We start from the raw sequence: 18,911 nt of genomic DNA on the forward strand, positions 1-18,911 counted from the left end.
TTGTCGCGATCAGCCGGTCAGTATCGGACGCAGCGCGTCCAGGACCGCGGGGTCCTCGATGGTCGACGGTACCGGCTCCGGCACGCCGTCGGCGATGCCACGCATGGTGCGGCGCAGGATCTTGCCGGAGCGGGTCTTCGGCAGCCCCGGCACGACGTCGACCCGGCGGAACGCCGCCACCGGGCCGATCCGGTCGCGGACCATGGCCACCAGCTCGGCGGCCAGCCGGTCCGGCTCGACCTCCGCGCCCGATTTCAGCACCACGAAGCCGCGCGGCGCCTGACCCTTCAGCGGGTCGCCGACGCCGATCACCGCGCACTCCGCCACCGCCGGATGCGCGGCGAGCACCTCCTCCATCGCGCCGGTGGACAGCCGGTGTCCGGCGACGTTGATGACGTCGTCGGTGCGGCCCATCACGTACAGGTAGCCGTCGGCGTCGAAGCGGCCGCCGTCGCCGGTCAGGTAGTTGCCGGGAAACGCCGACAGGTAGTCCCGCACGTACCGCTCGTCGTCGTGCCACAGGGTCGGCAGGCAGCCGGGCGGCAGCGGCAGGCCGATCACGATCGCGCCGTCCTCGCCCGGCGGCACGTCGGCGCCGCCGGGGTCCACCACCCGTACCCGGTAGCCGGGCACCGGGACCGACGGCGTGCCGGGCCGGGTCGGCAGCGCCTCGAGGCCGCGCGGGCTGGCGGCGATCGGCCAGCCCGTCTCGGTCTGCCACCAGTTGTCGATCACCGGTACGCCGAGCCGCTCCCCCGCCCACGTGTACGTCTGCGGGTCGAGGCGCTCGCCGGCGAGGAACAGCAGGCGCAGGCCGGACAGGTCGTAGCCCTCGATCAGCTTGCCGTCGGGGTCCTCCTTCTTCACCGCCCGGATGGCCGTCGGCGCCGTGAACATGACGTTGACCCGGTGCTGCGCCGCCACCCGCCAGAACGCGCCGGCGTCGGGGGTGCCCACCGGTTTGCCCTCGTAGAGGACCGTCGTGGCCCCGGTCAGCAGCGGCGCGTACACGATGTAGGAGTGGCCGACGACCCAGCCCACGTCGGACGCGGCCCAGAAGACGTCGCCGGGGCCGCAGGCGTAGATCGCGCTCATCGACCAGCGCAGCGCGACCGCGTGGCCGCCGTTGTCGCGGACCACGCCCTTGGGGCGTCCGGTGGTGCCGGAGGTGTAGAGGATGTAGAGCGGGTCGGTCGCCGCCACCGGCACGCAGCCGGCGGGCTCGGCGCCCTCGACGGCGTCGTCCCAGGTCAGGTCGCGGCCGGGCACCAGGTCGGCGGTCAGCTGCGGGCGCTGCAGGATCACGCAGTGCCGGGGCTTGTGCTCCGCCAGGTCGATCGCCCGGTCGAGCAGCTCCTTGTATCCGACCACCCGGGCCGCCTCGACGCCGCAGGAGCTCGCCACGATCACCCGGGGCCGGGCGTCGTCGATGCGGGCCGCCAGCTCCGGTGCGCCGAAGCCGCCGAAGACCACCGAGTGGACCGCGCCGAGGCGGGCGCAGGCCAGCATCGCGATGACGGCCTCGGGGACCATCGCCAGGTAGATGACGACCCGGTCGCCGCGCTCGACGCCGAGCCGCCGCAGGGCGCCGGCGAAGAGGGCGACCCGGTCGCGCAGCTCGGTGTAGGTGTAGGTGCGCAGCCGCCCGGTCACCGGGCTGTCGTGGATCAGCGCCGGCTGCTCGCCCCGGCCCGCGGCGACGTGCCGGTCGAGCGCGTTGTGGCAGGTGTTGAGCCGCGCGTCCGGGAACCACCGGTACAGCGGGGCGGCGCTGTCGTCGAGGATCCGCCCGGGCGCGACGTCCCAGTCGATGGCCTCGGCGGCGTCGCGCCAGAAGCCCTCGGGGTCGCGGAGACTGCGGTCGTACGCCTGCCGGTAGTCACCCATGTTGCGATGGTGACCACCGGCAGGCCGGCACGTCCAGTAGGACACCCGATCAGTTCTGCACGAACACCGCCGTCGTGCGGGCCGGCACCCGGAAGGTGCCGGTGGCCCGGTCGAACGAGGCCGGCTCGTGCTGCGCCGGGTGCAGGCCGATCGCGGCGCCGCGCAGCGCCGGTACCGTCTGGGTCGCCTCGGCCGGGGTGGCGTTGAAGACCACCGTGACCGACTTCCAGCGGTGGTCCAGCCCGCGGCCGTCCAGGTGCATCGTGATCACGCCCGGGGTCTCGGCCGCGCCCGACAGCGGGAACGACAGCCGCTTCTGAACCTCAGCCGCCGTCGGCAGCCCGAAGACCGGCGACGACTTGCGGATCTCCAGCAGCTCGGCGTAGCGGGCGTCGGCGAGGTTCACCGCGTCGCAGGCCGGCACCAATGACTTGTCAGCCAGCAGCGGCTTGGCGTACTGCCACTTGGACTCGTTGTCGGCGGCCGGGGGCAGGCCGCGGCCGAAGCCGTTGCCCTTGGCGCAGTCCCAGGAGATCTGGTTGAACCAGTCGCCGGAGTTGAACGAGTTGCGGTCGAGCGACTTCGAGCGCAGCCGCTCGCTGCCGGCGGTCACGAAGCCGACGCCCTGGCCGAGCGCGGTGGTCGCCAGCGCCACCGACTGCATCCTGGCGCGGTCCAGCGCCGGCGTCGCCTGCGGCAGCTTGTACGCGAGCGCGTCGTACAGGATCTCGTTGTCGTGCGCGTCCACGTAGGTGATCGCCTCGCCCGGCGCGGCGGTGTAGCCCGTCGGTGAGCCGTTGTAGTCGACCTGCGCCCCGGTGACCGGCGTGCCCGCGCTGGAGGTGAACCGGTACGACGCCAGGTTGCCGCTCAGGCCCACCTTGATCTGGTCCTGGTAGTGCAGCAGCCGGGCCTTCTGCTCCGCGGGCGTGCCGTTGACCGGGTCACCGTTGGGGGCGGTGAACAGGCCGGAGGCGAAGCCCTGGATGCGCGGGTTGCCGTCGAACGGGCCGCCGCCGCGCACGGCGTCGCGGAGCCGGTCGTTGAAGGTGCCGATGCCGGTGCCGGCCATGTTGGCCTGGGTGGCCTGCACGAAGCGCGCGTCGCCCGCGACCTCGCCGAAGTCCCAGCCCTCGCCGTACAGGTAGATCTTCCGGCCGTCGACGCCGTCACGCGCCGGCGTGAGCTTGTCGAGGGCGGCCCGCACGGCCAGGATGTTCGCCTTCGGGTGGTGGCCCATCAGGTCGAAGCGGAAGCCGTCGACCTTGTACGCCTTGGCCCAGGTGACGATGGAGTCGACGACCAGCTTGCCCATCATCGTGTTCTCGGGCGCGGTGTTGGCGCAGCAGGTGGAGTTCGCCACCGTGCCGTCCTCCAGCAGGCGCTGGTAGTAGCCGGGGACGATCTGGTCGAGCACCGAGTGCGGGTCGGTGCCGGCCGCCGACGTGTGGTTGTAGACGACGTCCATGACCGACCGCAGGCCGGCGCCGTTGATGCCGGCGATCATCTGCCGGAATTCCTTGGTCCGGGCCGCCGGGTCGACGGCGTAGCCGCCCTCGGGCGCCGTGTAGTGCAGCGGGTCGTAGCCCCAGTTGAAGCCGTCGGTGGCGGCGACCGCCGTGACGCACTTCTGCTGCTCCTCGGAGTCGGGCGGCAGCTTCGCCAGGTCGCAGGCGGGTTGCTGCTGCTGCGAGCGCACCTCGGGGACGGTGGCGAAGTCGAACACCGGCAGCAGGTGCAGGTGCGTGGTGCCCGCCGCGGCGAGGGACTTCAGGTGCTTCATGCCCGCGGTCCGCGGGTCGGCGAAGGCCTCGTAGGTGCCGCGCCGCGCGGCCGGGACGGTGTCGTCGGCGATGGAGAAGTCCCGGACGCTGAGCTCCGAGACCTGGATCCGGCCCGGGTCGTAGGCGGGCTTGCGCAGCCCGGACCAGCCGGCCGGCGCGAGCGCCGGGTCGTCCAGGTCGGTGATCCGGCTGTGCGTCGAGTCGGCCGACAGGTCGAGCGAGTACGGGTCGGTGACCGACGCCGTCACGAGCTTGCCGGCGGCCGGCTGCCACGCGGTGACCCGGTAGCGGTAGTACTTGCCCTTCCAGTCCTTCGGGCCGCTCGCCGACCACACGCCGGTGGCGCCGTCGCGGGTCATCGGCACCGCCTTCGCGGTCGCCGCCGGGTTGTCGAAGAGCTCCAGTTCGACCGTGCGGGCGGTGGGCGCCCACACCGCGAGGGTGGGCCGCCCGCCGCTGAAGAGCGGGCCGAGCGTGGCCTTCGACGCCTTGGCGTACACGTCGTCGAGGGCGCCGGCGAGCTGCACGCCGGTGGCGGAGAGCAGCTTGCCCTGCGCGTCGCGTTCGGTGACCGCGACCTGCCCGCGCAGCACGTTCTTGAGGTTGGGCACGTCGCCGAGCCGGAACGCCGGGTACTGCCACAGGTGTGGGTTCTTCGCGCGCTGCGCCTCGGTGAGCCCGGTGCGCCGGGCGCTGAGCCGGATGCTCTGGTGCGCGCCGGCCAGGTCGCCGTCGAGGATGCTCATGCCACCCTCGGGGGCGTACACCAGGTCGTAGACGCGGCCGTCGGTGCCCGCGCCGACCGGCTCGAGCGTCGAGCCGGTGCCGGTCTTCCAGGCGATCGTCTCCCGGTCGATCCAGACCGCGTTCGACTTGCTGAGGTCGGCGATGCCGCCGCCGGCCTTGCGGACCATCGGCAACAGCCGGTCCGCCTGGCCCGAGAGCACCCAGATCTCGCGACCCGCCTTGGCGAAGTCGAGCTGCTGGTCGTCGGGGAGATCCTTGGCGTCTCCGTTGTGGATGATGTAGTTGAGGCTGGTGGCCCCGGCGGCCAGCGGCACCCGGAACGTCGCGCCGAACGCGTCGGTCGCGGCGGGCTGCAGCGGCGCGCCCCAGTCGGTCGGGTTCGCCGCGCCGGTCCAGACGTGCATCCCCCAGCCGGCGTAGTTGTTGTCGGCGCGCCGGTAGTGCACGACCGCCGTGTTCGGCTCGGGGTCGGGGGCCGGGCCGGTGGTGGCGATCGCCGGGTCGCCCTGCTTGAGCCAGATCTCGGGGGCCCTCGCCGGGTCGATGAAGCGGTCCGCCGAGACGTCCTTGACGCCGTTTTTGTCCACCACGATGAACCCGACGTTCTTCGCGCCGGGCTTCAACTTCACCCAGGCGAAGCGCCCGTACGCGTCGACGCCGTCGAACGGCTGCCCGGCGGGCCAGTCGGTGGCGGCCGACGGGTCGATGTCGCCGAAGGCGTACAGCCCCCAGCCGTCGTAGTCGCCCGCGGGACGCTGGTAGTGCACGATCGCGTGGTCGGGCCCGGCGGTGGTCGCCGGCGTGCCGACCCTGATCTGCGTCGAGGTGGTGGCGAGACGGCCCCGGCTGTCGCGCACCACCGCCTTGTACTTCACCACGGTGCCGCCGGCCAGCCCGGTCAGGTCGTGGTAGATCCGGTACGGCGCGCGGTCGGCGGTGCCGAGCGGCTTCCAGGCCCCGCCGGCGACCTGCGCGGCGAAGGTGACCGAGGACAGGTGGTCGCCGGTGGTCTCGGCGGTGAGCTCGGCGCGGGCCGGCACGAAGGCGTCGGCCGCGGGCGCGGTGAACTTCACGGTCGGCGCCGCGGACGGCACGGTGATCGGCGTTCCGGCCTTGAGCACCACCGTCGACAGCGCGGGGACCCGGACGGTCAGCTTGCCGTCGGCGCCGGTGGCGGCGGGTGCGGCGCCGCCGTAGATGCCCTGGAAGGAGGCGTTCGGCGTCCAGGTGTCGAGGGTGACGGTCTGCGCGGTGGTCGCGTTGTTGGCCGCGACCACGTACTCGACGCGCTTGTCGCGGTCGATCCGCGAGGTGGCGAAGACGCCGGGGCCGTCGGCCGCGTACCGGGTGATCTGCAGGCCGTCGACGAGCGCGGGGTGGCCCTTGCGCACGTCGCCGAGCGCCCGGATGGTCTGGTAGAGCGGGTGGGTGGTCTCGTAGTTGGACACCGCGTGGGTGCGGTCGGTGCCGATCAGGTCGTCGTCGAGGTAGTCCGCCGTCCTGGTGGCGAACATGTCCTGCCGGGAGTCCTTGTCGCCGCCGGGGCCGGTGAAGCCCTGCTCGTCGCCGGAGTAGACGACCGGCTGGCCGCGGGTCAGGAACATCAGCTCGTGGGCGAGCTGGTCGCGGCGCAGGTAGGTGGCGGGGTCTGCCGCGCCGCCCTGGATGAAGGAGCCGATCCGGCCCATGTCGTGGTTGCCGAGGAACGTCGGCAGCCGGTCCGCGCCGGTGCCGGGTGCGGTGTAGAGGTCGTCTGCCGCGTACAGCTCGGACAGCGCCTTCGCCGAACCGCCGTCCGCGGTGAACGACTTGGCGGCCGCCTGGAAGGAGAAGTCCAGGGTCGCCGGCAGGCCGCCGCGGCGCACGTAGGTCGACTCGACCTCCTGGTCGGCGCTGTACACCTCGCCGAACATGAAGAAGTTCTTCTTGCCGGCCTTGCGGGCGGCGGCGTCGATGCCGTCTGCGAACTGCGGCCAGAAGTCCAGGTTCGTGTGCTTGACCGTGTCGAGGCGGTAGCCGTCGATGCCGGTCTTGGCGATCCAGTCGCCGTAGATCTTCGTCATCCCGCGTACGACCTCTGGGCGCTCGGTGAACAGGTCGTCGAGGCCGAAGAAGTCGCCGTACTCGCTGTTCTCGCCGACGAACGTCGAGTCGCCGCGGTTGTGGTACATCGCCGGGTCGTTGAGCCAGGACGGCGACTTGACGTGCGCGTCCTTCGGGTCGATCACCGGCGTGTACGGGTACGACGTGTCGTTCAGCTTCGGGAAGTCCCGGTCACCGTCGGCGTAGTTGCGGTCCTCGAACGGCCGGCCCTGCGCGTCGGTGTACGGCGAGGTCGCCTTGTCGACGTAGTCGTACTTGTCCTCCGCGTACCGGATGACGTCCGCGGTGTGGTTGACGATGATGTCGAGGTAGATCTTCATCCCGCGCCTGTGCGCGAGCTTGACCAGGCGCTCGAGGTCGGCGTTGGTGCCGAAGTGCGGGTCGACCTGGGTGAAGTCGGTGATCCAGTAGCCGTGGTATCCGGCCGAGATGTCGTCGCCGCGGCCCTGCACGGGCCGGTTCTTGAAGACCGGGGCGAGCCAGATGGCGGTGGTGCCCATCCCCTCGATGTAGTCCAGCCGGTCGATGATGCCCTGCAGGTCGCCACCGTGGTAGAAGCCCTTGTCGGTGGGGTCGTAGCCGGTCTTGAGCCGGTCACCGGTCAGGCCGCCGTCGTCGTTGGCGGGGTTGCCGTTGGCGAACCGGTCCGGCAGCACGAAGTAGAACTGCTCGGTGGGTCCGGGCCGCTGGTCGAAACCCCAGCCTGCCAGCGCCGCGGCGGTCGGCTCGGCGCCGCTCGCCGCGCGCGCGGGCACGGCGGAGGCAACCGGCAGCAGCACGGCGAGGATGAGCATGACGACGAGACTCAGACGACGTCTGAGCAGCAGAATTTCCACATTGAGGCCTTCCGATGGGTGGCGACGACGCACGCTAACCCTCGGCGGATGACCCTTGCAAGACTTTGCAGCAACTGTCGCTTAATTACATCGCATCGTGCCAGTAACAATATGGACATAGGGTGCCGGTGCTCAGAACTGCGTCCCGTCCGGGCGCAGGCGGACCACCCGGCCGCTGAGCCGGGCGTGTTCCGCGGCCCAGACCACCCGGTGGGTGGCGAGGCTCTGCGCCGCGTCCGAGGACACCAGCGCCGGGTCGCCGGCCGCGACCGCGGCCAGGAACGCCTCGGTCAGGCCCCGGTCGCCGCCGCCGTGCCCGTCGGCCGCCGACGGGCCACCGGCCTCGACCGCCAGGACCTCCTCCGCGCCGGTACGGAAGTCGACGTACCGCAGCCGCTCGCCGTCGCCGTCGAGGTAGCCGTGCGTGCCCATGAGCCGGGTGCGGCGATGCTCCGCCGGCGTGAACGCGCTCATGGTGAACGAGCAGGTCACGCCGCCCGGGAAGGCCATGATCACCTCTTGGTGGTCGACCACGTCGTTGCCGGCGGCGTACACGCACCTGCCGTACGGCCCGGTGCGCAGCGCGTGCAGCACGGCCGCCTCGGTCGCCTCCCCGGTGACCGCCCCGAGCGGCCAGAAATGCCGGTCCGGGTCGGCGAGGGCGGCGAGATAGAGCCGCTTGGCCGAGTACGGGCAGGCCGGCTCCAGCGGGCAGTCGAGGCAGCGGTCGGCCGCGCCCTCGGGCCGCTGGTCGGCGCGGAAATGGGTAAGCGCGCCGAACGAGCTGATCCGCTCCGGGATCGCGCCGATCAGGTGCACCAGCCAGTCGATGTCGTGGCAGGACTTGGTGAGCAGCATCGGCCCGGACTCCGCGGTGCTGCTCCAGTTGCCACGCACGAACGAGTGCGCGTGGTGCCACCAGCCGACCGGCTCCAGGTGCTGCACGCTGACCAGCCGGCCGATCCGGCCCTCGCCCAGCACCCGCCTCAGCAGCCGGGTGTACGGGGTGTATCGCAGCACGTGGCAGATCGCCACGATGGTCCCGTTGCGCAGCGCCGCGGCGGCGATGTCGGCGGCCTCCGGCTCCGTCGGCGCCATCGGCTTCTCGAGCAGCAGGTGGTAGCCGAGGCCGGCGAGCCGGATCGCCGGATCGCGGTGCAGCCGGTCCTGGGTGGCGACGATCGCGGCGTCCGCGAGCCGGCCCGCGCCGGCCAGCTCCGCCCAGTCCCCGAAGACCCGGTCCGCGGCGATGCCGAACTCCGCCGCCGCGGCCAGGCGGCGCCCCGGGTTGGGCTCGGCGACGGCGACGACCCGGCCCAGACCGGCGGCGACCGCGTGCCGCGCGTACGTCTGGCCGCGCAGTCCGGCTCCGACCAGGGCGAGCGTGACCACCGGGCCATTATCGGCGCGGCCGGGGCCGGGCGGAAGATCGCGCACCGCTCAGCGCGCCGCGGCGGTCGTGCCGGCCAGCAGGCGCAGCGCGGCCGCGACCGTGCCGGCCATCGCGGTCCGGGCCGGCGCCAGGTACCGGCGCGGATCGACAAGCGCGGCGTCGCGGTCCAGGCTCTCGCGGACCGCGCCGGTGAACGCGCTGTTCAGCGCCGTCCCGATATTGATCTTCACCATGCCGTGCCGGACGGCCGCGGCCAGTTCGCCGTCCGGCACGCCGGACGAGCCGTGCAGCACCAGCGGCACCGGCACCGCGGCCCGCAGCCGGCTGATCAGGTCGTGGTCGAGCCGCGCCGTCCGGGTGCGCATCGCGTGCGAGGAGCCGACCGCGACGGCCAGCGCGTCGACGCCGGTGGCCGCTACGTACGCGGCGGCCTCGCCCGGATCGGTACGCGCGCCGGGCGCGTGCGCGCCGTCCTTGCCGCCGATCGCGCCGAGCTCGCTCTCCACCCACAGGCCCCACGGCCGCGCGCGCCGCACGGCCGCGGCGGTCGCGGCCACGTTGTCGGCGTACGGCCTGTTCGACGCGTCGTACATGACCGAGCCGAAGCCGTGCGCCGCCGCCTGGTCGAACAGGTCGTCGCTCTCCACGTGGTCGAGGTGCAGGGCAACCGCCACGGTGGACGCGGCGGCCACGGCGCGCGCGGCGGCGGCGATCGGGGCGAGCCGGCCCTGGTGGAAGCGGACCGCGTTCTCGCTGATCTGCAGGATCACCGGCAGGCCGGCCTCCTCGGCGCCGGTGACGATCGCCTCGGCGTGCTCGACGGTGATGACGTTGAAGGCACCCACGCCGAAGCCTGCGGCGCGGGCCGCGGCGACGATCTCGGCGGTCGGTGTGAGCATGGCGTTCCTCTCAGGCGGCGTGCACGCGTACGGCGGGCAGCAGGCGTCGGTAGGTCTCGGGGTCGACGGCGCCGGCGAGCGGGGCCGCGACGGCGGCCGCGGACAGCGCCACCGCGTCGGCGAGCAGTTCGGGCCACGGCGTGCGGTCGCGCAGCCCCCGGGCGAGGGCCGCGACGCAGGCGTCGCCCGCGCCGGTCGGGTTGCCGGTCAGCCGTTCGGGCGGGACGCCGCGCCAGGCCTCGTCGCGGGTCAGCGCGAGCAGGCCGTCCGGCCCGCGCGAGACGACCACGGCCCGGGCACCGCAGGTCAGCGCGTGCGCGGCGGCGTCGACCTCCCGGCACCCGGCGCCCGCCGGGGTCAGCAGGGCGCTCAGCTCGGCGGCGTTCGGCTTGACCAGGTCCGGGCCGGCGGCCAGGCCGTGCCGCAGCGCCTCGCCGCTGGTGTCGAGCACAGAGGGCACTCCCCCGGCCGCGGCGAGGCGCACCAGGCTCGCGTACGCGTCGACCGGGACGCCCGGCGGGAGCGACCCGCAGAGCGCGACCACGTCGGCGTCGCCGAGCAGGCCGCGGAAGTGCGCGACGAAGGCCGCCCACTCCGCGTGGGTGACCGGCGGACCGGGTTCCCAGAAGCCGGTCGCGTCGACGTCGTCGGCGACGGTGACCGTCCGCCGGGTCTCGCCCGCGATCGGCAGGAACGCGGCCGGCACCGCGTCGTCGGCCAGCAGCGCGGTCACCCGGGCACCGGCGGCGCCGCCCAGCAGGCCGGTCGCGAGGACCGGCTCGCCGAGCGCGTGCAGCACGCCCGCCACGTTGAGCCCCTTGCCGCCGGGCCGCAGGCCCACCGCGGAGACCCGGTGGGTGCCGTGCGGAACCAGCTCGCCGACCCGGTAGGTCACGTCGAGCGCCGGGTTCAGGGTCACCGTGACGATCACGGGATCAGCAGGCGTTGTAGACGTAGGTGCCGCTGCCGGGCGCGGTGACGTTCACGTCGCGGCGTACCACCGAGACCTTCGCGCCGATCGAGTTGCACGCCTTCCGGAAGCCGCCGCTGGTGTACTCGATGGCGATCACGTTGTTGCCGTAGACGTCGGTGTAGTCGCCGCACTCGTCGTACTGGCCGCACTCCTCGGCGATGGCGAAGTCGAGCCCGGCCGCCTTGCCCTGGCCGCCGAGGGTGGTGGTGTTCTTCTGCGCGATCGCCAGGCCCTTGGCGTGCGCGTGCGGTGCGAGCAGCTGGAGGTAGGCGACCGCCTGCGCCTTGGTGAGCAGCTTGCCGAACCGGTCGAAGGTGTCGATGTTGTCCGGCTCGACCGCCCGGTAGCCGGCCGCGGCGCAGCCGTCGATCCAGCCGTTGACGACGCCCGCGAGCGCGGTGCGCTTCGCGGCGGTGCGGATGTCGAGCACGATCTCGTTCCAGTCGCCGTCGACGACGTACTTGCCGGACGAGTCGCGCAGCAGCAGATCGTCGTGGTTCTGCTGCCACCAGGCGACCTCCTGCGGCTGCACCTGGAACGCGTTGACGTAGCAGATGTTGTAGAGCCCGGCGGCGGGCGCGGCCTCGCGGTCGCGGCTGACCACCTGCACGCCGGAGGGTGGGGTGTAGGCGGCGCCGATCTGGTAGTCGAACTTGGCGTTGACCGGCGGCAGGGTGACCGCGGCCGTCGCGGCGTCGGCGTTCAGGGCGCCGGCGACCGCGAGCGTGAGGATGGCGACGGCTGTGAACAGGGCGTTGCGGACTGTACGGGTGACCACGGCTGAGACTCCCAGGGGTGCTCAGGGATCTGCCCCGCCTCGGGCGCTGGGGTGCGCCCTGGCGACCTGGTGCCGGACTGGGGATTACCGGCTGGGCTGGATCGTTGTCAGCGATTCAACTGATCGAACGCGCAGGTGTCAACAGTCGTTTGTGCGCGTATGGTGCTGACAAGCCTCATTCCTGCGGCAAAAATGGGCAAGTGTGCAACTCAGATTGTTCATTTGAACAACATCGAGGGAGAGCCATGGACCTGCTGGTGGTCGGCGACGCCAACCCGGACCTGGTGCTGCGCGGCGACGTGCGGCCCCGATTCGGCCAGGCCGAGCAGCTGCTGACCGGGGCCGACCTGGTCCTGGGCGGCTCGGCCGCGATCACGGCGGCCGGCTGCGCGCGGCTCGGCCTGGACACGACGCTGCTCACCGCCCTCGGCGACGACGTCTTCGCGACCATCACCCGGCGGCACCTGGAGGAACGCGGCGTCGCGCTGCTGCTGCGCCCCGCCGACGGCACGCCGACCGGGCTGAGCGTGATCCTCACCCCGGCGGACGACGACCGGGCCATCCTGACCCTGCCCGGCACCATCCCGGCGCTGCGCCCGCAGGACGTCACCGACGCGCACCTGGCCGCCACCCGGCACCTGCACGTGTCGTCGCTGTATCTGCAGCCGCGCCTGGCGTCCGGCCTGGCCGCGGTCTTCGCGCGGGCCCGGGCGCTCGGCGTCGGCACCTCCCTGGACACCAACTGGGATCCCACCGGCCGATGGGCGTCGATCACCGAGATCCTCGAGCACACCGACGTCTTCCTGCCGAACGCCGGCGAACTGCGCGCGGTGACCGGGCTGAGCGATCCGGACGAGGCCGCGGCCCGGCTGGTCGCGACCGGCACGACCGTGGTGATGAAGAACGGCGCGGCCGGCGCCCGCGCGTGGTGGCCCGGCGGCGGGTGCGCCGCGCCGGGCCGGCCGGTCGAGGTGGTCGACACGACCGGCGCCGGCGACAGCTTCAACGCCGGGTTCCTGGCCGGGCGGCTCGCGGGCCTGCCGGTCGCCGAGGCGCTGCGGTGGGCGACGGCCGCCGGTTCCCTCAGCACCCGGGCGGCCGGCGGCACCGCCGCCCAGGCCACCCGCGACGAGCTCCTCCCGGCCCTTCGGCACTGAATGCACCCGGGGGTTATCTGCTATGTGGCAGATAGCTGTGCGGCAATGAGAATGGTCGCCGCCGCCCGGACGGATTCCTTGATCGTCGAATAACCGCAGCTCACATTCCTGATCATTTCCGTGACGAATGCCGGGCCCCCGATCCGGCCGGGCTATACCTCGAGAGTTTGACTGACTGGCGGGGCACGATCCGCCTTTTCTATCAGCTACAACGCAGACAGAGGCTACCGATCAAGGATCGGCTGGCTACATACTGTTGCCAACGAGAGGTTCGACCCGCGAACGAAAAGACGGCACCCAGCTCGCAACTGGGCGCCGCCTGGTCCTACCTCCTGGAGGGGACTTCACTCGCATTCATCCTCACGCAGAGCCCCTCCTCCTGCAAGCCCTGAAGGGGGTGGGGTTGCCGTGGCCGTCTTCTATCGTGGCCGGGTCTTCTATCGCGGCCGTCGAGCGTTGATCACGCAGCACACATTCGAGGCGACGTATGTCGGCCGGCTGCGGTACGCGCTCAAGGATGTGGCGGAGGTGCACATCGTCCGGCACGATCACGAGGCCGGCGCGGGCGAGCGGGTCCTCGGCCTGTCCGCTCTGATCGCGGCGTTCCTGGTCGTGCCGATCGTGGGTCCCGAGTCGAGGCTCATCGCCGGGTTGGCGATCGCCGTCCTCCTGATCGGGTCGGCGACGACCACGCGCCGGCGATTACCGGTGCGGTGGCAGTTGGCGGCCACCTACGGCGGCCGGCCCGTCACGCTATTCGAATCGAGGGATCAGACCGAGTTCGATCAGGTCTGCCGCGGCCTGCAACGTGCCCTCGAACATCGGAGCGATCTCTCCTAGCAATGGCGTGGGAATCCGCCTGCCCGGCGGATATCCCACGCCATTACCGGCACCTATAACGTTTGGAAGCCGCCCCTGGAGATCTCGTCGATGAAATGCGCCCATGCGACACGATCGAAGCTGAGGTGCGGCAGGCTGATGTCCTTGGAGTCCCGCATCAGGATGCGGTCACCGTCCACGGCGATCTCGACGCAGCCGGTATCGGCACAGAATGTGCTTCGACGCCACGACTTTGTGTCGTCAACTGTTTCTGACAAGGATCCTTACCCTCTCATACGCGGGAAAGCCGCGACGGAACCGGCGGCCGTCGCGGCGTCATCTTTGACCGACCGCCGGTTGGCGATCTAGCCGTACTCGGAACCCCAGCGCTGCGTGGTTGATGAGTCGCAGCGAGGCCTCCTCGGGAAGCGATAGCTTCCAGAGGCTTTCGAACGCCTCCCGGTACGGACGAATCTCTTCCGCGTCGTGGTCGATGCGGTCTGTGGTGATGCGCTCGCGATAGAGGACGGTGTCGTCCGCGTCCTCGTCGCTGAGGCTCATCAACTGGAAGTTGCCGAACGTGCCGATGATCGCGCCCTTGCTCGCGTCGAAGGGCACGATCCGGACGAAGATGCGCGGGTGAACGGCCAATGCGGCGAGGTCTTCCAGCTGCTCCGCCATCATCAGGTCACCGCCGACGGTGCGCCTGACGACGCTCTCGTCAATCACCAGGTGGTACTGAGGACCGTCCGCGCGCTCGAGGACGTCCTTGCGGCGGCGCAGCCGAACCTCCAGGCGGACCCGGCGCTCCTCCGCATCGAGGTGGCCGAGGGCCTCCCCGATGATGTGTTCGGCCAGCGCCGCGGTCTGCACGATGCCGGGAAGCAGATGCGACTGATAGGCGCGGATCTGGGTCGCCACGACCTCGAACTGCAGCAACCGCCGGAGTCCGGGCGGGAGGTACTTGCGGTGCTCGGGCGGGGTCGCCCAGCGTTCGCGCCGGGCGAGGCCGGCGTCCGCCGCGAGGGCGGCCACGGTGTCCGCCGCGGTGACGCCGTACAGGGCCAGCAGTGCCCGAATGTCCGTTTCTGACACTGCTACTTCGCCGGTCTCGATCCGCTGAACCTTGGACAGCGACCAAGTGAGGCGCTGGGCGACATCGGTTTGGGTCAGATCGGTTTTCCGCCTCGCCCGCCGCAGTCCGCTCCGGACCCGCTCCCTCGCGACGGCGGGGGTGTCGCCGTCGCGCGAAATAGTCATGTCCTCACGCCCGTCGTGCTCGTCGCCGTTGGCGGTGGCTGGAACGCGACCGCTGACACCTGCGTCTGCGGCGCACATGAGACACCTCGACGGGCAACGGCTACGTTGCTATCTGCAACATAGCACCTACTCCTACACCATGCGGCGCCGACGCGCACCGTCCTGTCGCCAATGGTCGCAGGAGTTTTATCCGTGATCCGAACAACGGCTGAAACTCAGAAGGGTTACGCCCTTCGCACCTCATCCCTTCAGGCCGGTGAAGGTCATGGTCGCGATGAAGCGCTTCTGGGCCACCAGGAACGCACATATCAGGGGCATCGTGGCGATCACGTTGCCGGCCATCAGCTGCGACCATTCCGTGCGCCGGGTGCCCTGGAAGCTCGCCAGCCCGACCTGCAGGGTGAACCTGCTGTCGTCGCTGATCGCCACCAGCGGCCAGAGCAGGTCGTTCCAGCTCGACAGCAGCGTGAAGACGGCCAGCGTCGCCAGCGCGGGCCGGGCCAGCGGCAGCACCACGCTCACGAACGTGCGCAGCGTGCCGCAGCCGTCGAGGCGGGCCGCCTCCTCGAGCTCGACCGGCAGCGCCAGGAAGAACTGTCGCATCAGGAAGATGCCGAACGCGGAGGCGAGCCACGGCACGAACGCCGCGGCCAGGGTGTCGACGATGCCGGCCCGGGCGAACATCAGGTAGGTGGGGATCATCAGCAGCTGGATGGGGATCATCACCGTGGCGACGACCGCGAGGAACGCCAGGCCGCGGCCGACGAACCTGAGCCGGGCGAAGCCGTAGCCGGCCAGCGAGCACAGGACCAGGTGCGCGGCCACCGCGATCGCCGACACCAGCACGGTGTTGCCGAACCAGCGGACGATGTGCGATTCGGAGAGCAGCGCGGTGTAGCCGTCGAGGTGCAGGCCGGACGGGATGAACTTGGGCGGGAATTGGTTGATCTCGCTCCTGGTCATGAACGACGTCAGGACCATCTGCACCAGCGGCAGCACGAAGATCAGCGACAGCGGCATGAGCAGCAGGTGCCAGGGGCTGAACGGCAACCGGCGCATCAGAAGGCCTCCGATCCTCGGCGGCGGCTGTACCAGATGACGCCGATGGTCAGCAGCATCGTCACCGCGAACAGCAGGTACGCGACGGCGGCGCCGTACCCCAGCCGCTGGGTCTGGAAGGCCAGCTCGTAGATGTAGTAGACGACGGTCTGCGTGCTGTTCATCGGGCCGCCGCGGGTGGTCGTGTAGATCAGGTCGAACAGCTGCATCGCGATGATGGTCTGCCAGATCGCGGTGAAGACGGTGACCGGGCGCAGCTCGGGCAGGATGATGTGGCGGAACACCCGCCACTTGCCGGCGCCGTCGACGGTCGCGGCCTCGACCAGGTCCTGCGGGATGTCCTGCAGGGCCGCGAGGTAGATGACGGTCGTGAAGCCCACCTCGCCCCAGAGCGCGATGACGCAGATGACCAGCAGGGCCTGGCTCGGGCTCTCCAGGAACTGCTGCGCGGGCAGCCCGAGCCGGCGCAGCACCTCGTTCGCGGCGCCGAACTGCGGGTTGAAGACGTAGCTCGCGAGGATGCCGGTCGCGGCGGCCGACGCCACGTACGGCACGAAGATGCAGGTGCGGTAGAAGCCGATCAGGCGGATCTTCTGGTTCAGCGCCACCGCGATGAGCATGCCCAGCAGGATCGACGCGGGCACGAACAGCACGGTCAGCACCAGCGTGTGCTGCGCCGCCGCCATCGCGTCCGGGTCCTGCGCGATCCGCTGGTAGTTACGCCAGCCGACGTCGGTGGCCGGCGCGATGCCGTTCCATTTGGTGCGGGAGATGAAGAACGCCCAGACCGCCGGGAAGAGCGAGAGGCCGACCACGATCAGCGTCGCCGGACCGGCGAAGCCCCAGCCGGTGAGGTTGCGCCGGACCGCGCGGCCGCGCCGGCCGCCGGCCCGGATCGCGACGTCCGGGCGGGTACGGGGCGTCGCCGCGAACGTGAGCGCCATCAGTCCTCCAGGACGGCGGCCGACTTGCGGGCCGCCTCGTCGAGGGCCTCCTTCGGTGTCGCCGCGCCCTGCAGCACCTTGGCGATGGCGTCGCCGACGTTGCGCGACATCGCCTCGTAGCCGGCCATGGTCGGCCTGGCCTGCTTGGCGTTGGCCAGGTTGTCGAAGAACTTCTGACCGCCCGGGTACTCCTTGGCGTACGCGGCGAACTCGGGGGTGTTCTGCTCGACGGAGCGCAGCGGCAGGTTGCCGACCGCGAGGTTCCACTTGGCGTCGACCTCGGCGCTGGTCAGCCACTTGACGAAGGCCCGCGAGGCGCCGGCCCGGTTGGCGTCGTCGTGGTCGAAGAGCACCCACAGGTCCGGCCCGGAGACGGTCTGGTGGTCGCCGTTGACGCCGGGCAGGGCGGCCACGCCGTAGTCGAGCTTCGCGTCCTTGATGTCGAGCAGCGCCCACGGGCCGGAGAGCAGCATCCCGACGTGGCCGCCGTAGAACAGCGGGCCGTACTTTTCGTCGGTCTGGTCCAGGTACATGGACTTGTCGTCGACGGCCATCGCGCGCAGCGTCTCGAGCGCCGCGACGCCGGCCTCGGAGTTGAACGCCGGCTTGGTGCCGTCGAGGATGCTGCCGCCGTTCTGCCAGAGCAGCGGCCACAGGTGCCAGGTGGTGTCCTCGTTGCCGGAGACCGAGTACGCGGTCCCGTACGTGTTGGTCGAGGCGTCGGTGAGCCGGCGGGCCGCCGACCGGAAGTCCGCCCAGGACCACTCGTCGCTCGGGTACTCCAGGCCCGCGGCGTCGAACAGCTTCTTGTTGTAGATCAGCGCCAGGTTGTCGACCAGGGCCGGAATCCCGATCACCTTGCCGTCGACGGTCGCGACCGCGCGGGCGGCGGCCGGCATCTCGGTCCAGGCGAACGACGGATCCGCCACGAACGCGGTGAGATCCTGGGTCCGGCCGCTGGCGCCGAGGTCGCCGGCCCAGTTGCCGTACGCGTACGAGATGTCGGGGTAGCTGCCGCCGGTGAAGCCGGCGGAGAGCTTGGTCAGCAGGTCCTCCGTGGTCGGCGCCCCCGGCGAGGTTTTGATCGTCACGTTGGGGTGCGCGGCGTGGTAGTCGGCCGCGAGCCGCTCGGCGACCTGCTCGGCCTCCGAGGTCTGGCCGGTCCACCAGGTCAGCTCGACGGCGGCGGCGGGGTCGTAGCCGGCGGCGGCGTCCTTCCCGTCGTCGCTCGGCCCGCCGGTGCAGGCGGCCAGGAACAGCATTGCCGCGCTTGCCGCGGCCAGCAGCCGGATCGGCCGGCCGCGCAGGTAGGTGGTCATGCTTTGGCCTCTCGTCGGGTGTCGCGGTTGCCGATCAGGCTGCGTCGGTGAGAACGACTGAGCGGGTCAGTAGGCGGGGGCGGTCGGGGTCGAGGCCGCGGTAGGCGGCCAGGGCGAGCGCGAAGCGCTGGGCGAGGATCAGCTGGGCGAGCGGGTCGCGATCGTCGCGGTAGACGGTGGCGCCGGCCGAGCGGCCGGTCCGGTCCAGCCCGATCGGCACGGCGCCGAAGGAGAAGACCAGGCTGCGCGGGCCGGCGACGGCGACCGGCCCGTGCCGGAAGTCCATCGCCGGGTACGACTCCGTGTGGGCCTGCGCCGCCTCGCGGGCCTTGAGCGCCGCCTCGTGTGCGAGCCCCACGGTCCAGCCGGTGCCGAGGAAGACCAGGTGGTCGATCGTCGCCGGGTCGGCGGGCAGCGGCGCGGCCAGCGCGGCCCGCCCGTCCGCGACCAGGTGGCCGAGGTCGGCGCCGAACGCGGCCCGGGCCAGCGCCAGGACCGTGGTCGGGAAGCGGGTCTGCACCACGCTGCGCTCGTCGGCGAAGTCGAGCAGCAGCCGGCTCTCGGAGAGCGTGTCGACCGGCATCCCGGCGACCGCGGTGACGGCCACCCGGTGGGTGCCCGGCGGCACCTGCCGCAGCGCGTCGAGCACCTCGGTGGAGGTGCCGGACCGGGTGATCGCCACGACCCGGTCGTAGTGGCGGCGCGGCACGTATTCGGAGGCACAGACCGCGTCGGTCTCGCCGAGGCCCGCCTCCTCCCGCAACTCGGCGATGCTCTGTGCCACGAACCACGAGGTGCCGCAGCCCAGGACCAGCATCCGTGCCCCCGGTGCGGCGAGTTCGCGGCGGGCCTCGGCGGTCAGCGCGAGACCGCGCTCCCAGACGGCGGGCTGGCTGGCGATTTCCTCCGACGTGTCGTTCATGTTCGTGGATTATGCTCGTTTGTTTTCGCTT

The 18,911-nt window shown here is 71.5% G+C and carries 14 protein-coding genes; 2 read left to right on the forward strand and 12 right to left on the reverse strand.

Translation table 11 applies throughout. The annotated features are described in order from the left end of the window. Positions 1–9: 9 nt before the first annotated feature. The 6 genes from AB0F10_RS17745 to AB0F10_RS17770 form a co-directional block, all read right to left on the reverse strand. Entirely contained in the window at positions 10–1,887 is a 1,878-nt protein-coding gene (locus AB0F10_RS17745; protein WP_360625468.1) for a propionyl-CoA synthetase, read from the reverse strand. Between the two features lie 49 nt (positions 1,888–1,936). Further along, positions 1,937–7,315 carry a pullulanase-type alpha-1,6-glucosidase gene (gene pulA / locus AB0F10_RS17750; RefSeq protein WP_360625471.1) on the reverse strand — a complete coding sequence of 1,793 codons (5,379 nt, stop codon included), beginning with the start codon at positions 7,313–7,315 and terminating at the stop codon, positions 1,937–1,939. 174 nt (positions 7,316–7,489) lie between these two features. After that, complete coding sequence (locus AB0F10_RS17755; protein ID WP_360625474.1) at positions 7,490–8,749, reverse strand: Gfo/Idh/MocA family oxidoreductase; 1,260 nt, start codon at positions 8,747–8,749, stop codon at positions 7,490–7,492. A gap of 48 nt (positions 8,750–8,797) precedes the next feature. Continuing rightward, a complete protein-coding gene (locus AB0F10_RS17760) occupies positions 8,798–9,649 on the reverse strand; it encodes a class II fructose-bisphosphate aldolase (RefSeq protein WP_360625477.1) in 852 nt (283 codons plus the stop codon). A 10-nt stretch (positions 9,650–9,659) separates the two neighbouring features. Then, positions 9,660–10,580: a 1-phosphofructokinase family hexose kinase gene (locus tag AB0F10_RS17765; protein WP_360625480.1), complete on the reverse strand. Its 921-nt coding sequence runs from the start codon at positions 10,578–10,580 to the stop codon at positions 9,660–9,662. Between the two features lie 4 nt (positions 10,581–10,584). Further along, entirely contained in the window at positions 10,585–11,400 is an 816-nt protein-coding gene (locus AB0F10_RS17770; RefSeq protein ID WP_360625483.1) for an endo alpha-1,4 polygalactosaminidase, read from the reverse strand. Positions 11,401–11,645: 245 nt separating this feature from the next. Between AB0F10_RS17770 and AB0F10_RS17775 the strand changes: the two genes are divergently transcribed. Both AB0F10_RS17775 and AB0F10_RS17780 read left to right on the forward strand, forming a co-directional pair. Continuing rightward, positions 11,646–12,557: a sugar kinase gene (locus tag AB0F10_RS17775; protein WP_360625486.1), complete on the forward strand. Its 912-nt coding sequence runs from the start codon at positions 11,646–11,648 to the stop codon at positions 12,555–12,557. Between the two features lie 408 nt (positions 12,558–12,965). Beyond that, a complete protein-coding gene (locus AB0F10_RS17780; RefSeq protein WP_360625489.1) occupies positions 12,966–13,397 on the forward strand; it encodes a DUF6232 family protein in 432 nt (143 codons plus the stop codon). Positions 13,398–13,450: 53 nt separating this feature from the next. On the opposite strand, the gene AB0F10_RS17785 is transcribed toward AB0F10_RS17780, so the two are convergent. From AB0F10_RS17785 to AB0F10_RS17810, 6 genes are all read right to left on the reverse strand, one after another. Beyond that, the gene (locus AB0F10_RS17785) at positions 13,451–13,654 is read right to left on the reverse strand and encodes a DUF397 domain-containing protein (protein WP_360625492.1); all 204 of its coding nucleotides are present in this window, start codon (positions 13,652–13,654) and stop codon (positions 13,451–13,453) included. Positions 13,655–13,712: 58 nt separating this feature from the next. Further along, positions 13,713–14,714 (reverse strand): helix-turn-helix transcriptional regulator, encoded by a 1,002-nt coding sequence (locus AB0F10_RS17790; protein ID WP_360625495.1) that lies wholly within the window; start codon positions 14,712–14,714, stop codon positions 13,713–13,715. A gap of 162 nt (positions 14,715–14,876) precedes the next feature. Beyond that, positions 14,877–15,695: a carbohydrate ABC transporter permease gene (locus AB0F10_RS17795; protein WP_360625498.1), complete on the reverse strand. Its 819-nt coding sequence runs from the start codon at positions 15,693–15,695 to the stop codon at positions 14,877–14,879. Next, positions 15,695–16,639, reverse strand: a complete 945-nt coding sequence (locus AB0F10_RS17800; protein WP_360625501.1) for a sugar ABC transporter permease — start codon at positions 16,637–16,639, stop codon at positions 15,695–15,697. Before AB0F10_RS17800 ends, AB0F10_RS17795 begins: the two co-directional genes overlap by 1 nt. After that, the gene (locus AB0F10_RS17805; protein WP_360625504.1) at positions 16,639–17,958 is read right to left on the reverse strand and encodes an ABC transporter substrate-binding protein; all 1,320 of its coding nucleotides are present in this window, start codon (positions 17,956–17,958) and stop codon (positions 16,639–16,641) included. Before AB0F10_RS17805 ends, AB0F10_RS17800 begins: the two co-directional genes overlap by 1 nt. 34 nt (positions 17,959–17,992) lie before the next feature. Next, the gene (locus tag AB0F10_RS17810; protein WP_360625507.1) at positions 17,993–18,880 is read right to left on the reverse strand and encodes a sugar isomerase; all 888 of its coding nucleotides are present in this window, start codon (positions 18,878–18,880) and stop codon (positions 17,993–17,995) included. Positions 18,881–18,911 lie beyond the last annotated feature (31 nt).

The sequence above is a fragment of the Actinoplanes sp. NPDC026623 genome (assembly GCF_040638275.1).
Lineage (GTDB): Bacteria > Actinomycetota > Actinomycetes > Mycobacteriales > Micromonosporaceae > Actinoplanes.